This window comes from Halobacterium sp. KA-4 (assembly GCF_021028995.1).
Classification (GTDB): domain Archaea; phylum Halobacteriota; class Halobacteria; order Halobacteriales; family Halobacteriaceae; genus Halobacterium.
On record NZ_JAJJZG010000049.1, the window covers coordinates 1 to 1,618 of the forward strand.

Genomic DNA, 1,618 nt, shown 5'->3' on the forward strand with positions numbered 1-1,618 from the left:
ACCGATCTCGGAATTGAAGATGCCAAACAGGGCAGTGGGATGGGGACCGATGAAGTTGATCCAGGTCCCGGATCCCCTCTAGTAGTGATCGATTTGGGTGATTATGAGAGCGTTGCAGATGCTACTCACGGCCGTTGGGCAGAGACTGTCGAGCCAGGCGGTGGAACGAGTGTTGCTGAAGCAAGCTATCTTCGGAACGGGATTCAAGAATGTCAATTCGGGAATGACGAGTACCCGATTGAAGACCATAGTATGTCAGATGGCGAAGGTTGTCAGTATGGGGAATTAAATAACGGGAATTATGCATTCGGAACATTGACTGCGTATCCAGGTGCTGCAAATGCCTTTTTCCAATCTGCGACAGAGGTTGAGATATACATTTCAAATAGTTCACCGTCAACACCCGATAGACCTGAAATTACATTTGAAGGAGAATACAAACTATCAATTATAGCTCTTGGTCTTGCAACCGTATCAGTTAACCTCAAACTATACATAAAGGATTCTAATAGGAATGAGATTGGCTCAAAGACCATTCTGAGTAAGAGTGGATCTGGGTTAGAAGAATGGAGGAACAATAAGGAGTTCACCAATACCGTTCGTCTGGATAACGGGGAAGAGTTTACCCCCGGCGAAACATATTACGCAGGTATGAAAGTGAAAGGGACTGGGTCTGGAGGGTACTATGATTATGGTGGGGTCGATGCGAGAACTGATGGTAGTTTCAGTGGATTTACAAAATGGAACTCTGTTGATATTGGGTGGGAATAGACACACAAATGGCGAATTTTTGGAAGACAATATTTTGGTTGATCGGGCCTGCGTTTGTCATTACTTTTGCTGGTGGTCCACAGGGTGGGTTTAGTTCGAAAGGCGCCATAGCCCCAATTGTAACTATTATAGCCATTTCATACTGGTTATCTAAAAGTGGTCATCATCAAACTGCCATTAGCCCTCCTCTCCTAAAGAGAACCGCTATCTGCTTAGTTCCCCAATTTGTGGCATGGCAAATGATATCTCCTTCTCTTGGGGTATTTTCGCGTCCAGAGATTGTTACGGCAAGCATTATTTTGTCTTCTATTGGGATTGGATTACTCTGGACATCATATAAGAATACCAAACTGAGAGCCCCGACACTTCAGCGTTGTGTAATAATAGGGACAACATCGCTACCTGCATTCATAATAATTGCTTCAGGAGTCGCCGCAGTTACCAGCCTTGATCCCACCAGCAGCTTATCTGCGCTTGGACTTCTGTTCATTTTCTTAATTCCATCATTCATATGGGTATTATTCACAGAGTGGGAAACTAAGCAACTCCTCAAATACGTCATGGGAACCTGTGTTGCATATATGGTGATATGGCTGGTCTTAGTACCTCTCACAGCGAGAGACTCACTCCTACCTTCTGTAAGATTAGTATTGGTAGCAGTAGTTTACATTATACCATTGATGTATCTGGCTAAGGAATCTGAGTGACCTTTCAAGAATATCTAGTGGTACTGATTATTTTCCCATGTCGAGGAGAATACACCCATTTACAGTCTGTTCGGAATTCACCGGTGTCTGTTGCACGCTTAATCGGGTTCCTCTGTTAGCTATGATTGGCGGATGTTGAC

General features: G+C 44.1%; 2 protein-coding genes. Both read left to right on the forward strand.

The window, feature by feature from the left end:
- The coding region (locus tag LPA44_RS17960; RefSeq protein ID WP_230890844.1) for a hypothetical protein at positions 1–771 on the forward strand (771 nt) is incomplete at its 5' end.
- A complete protein-coding gene (locus tag LPA44_RS17965; RefSeq protein WP_230890845.1) occupies positions 762–1,478 on the forward strand; it encodes a hypothetical protein in 717 nt (238 codons plus the stop codon). The genes LPA44_RS17960 and LPA44_RS17965, both read left to right, overlap by 10 nt.
- Positions 1,479–1,618: the final 140 nt, after the last annotated feature.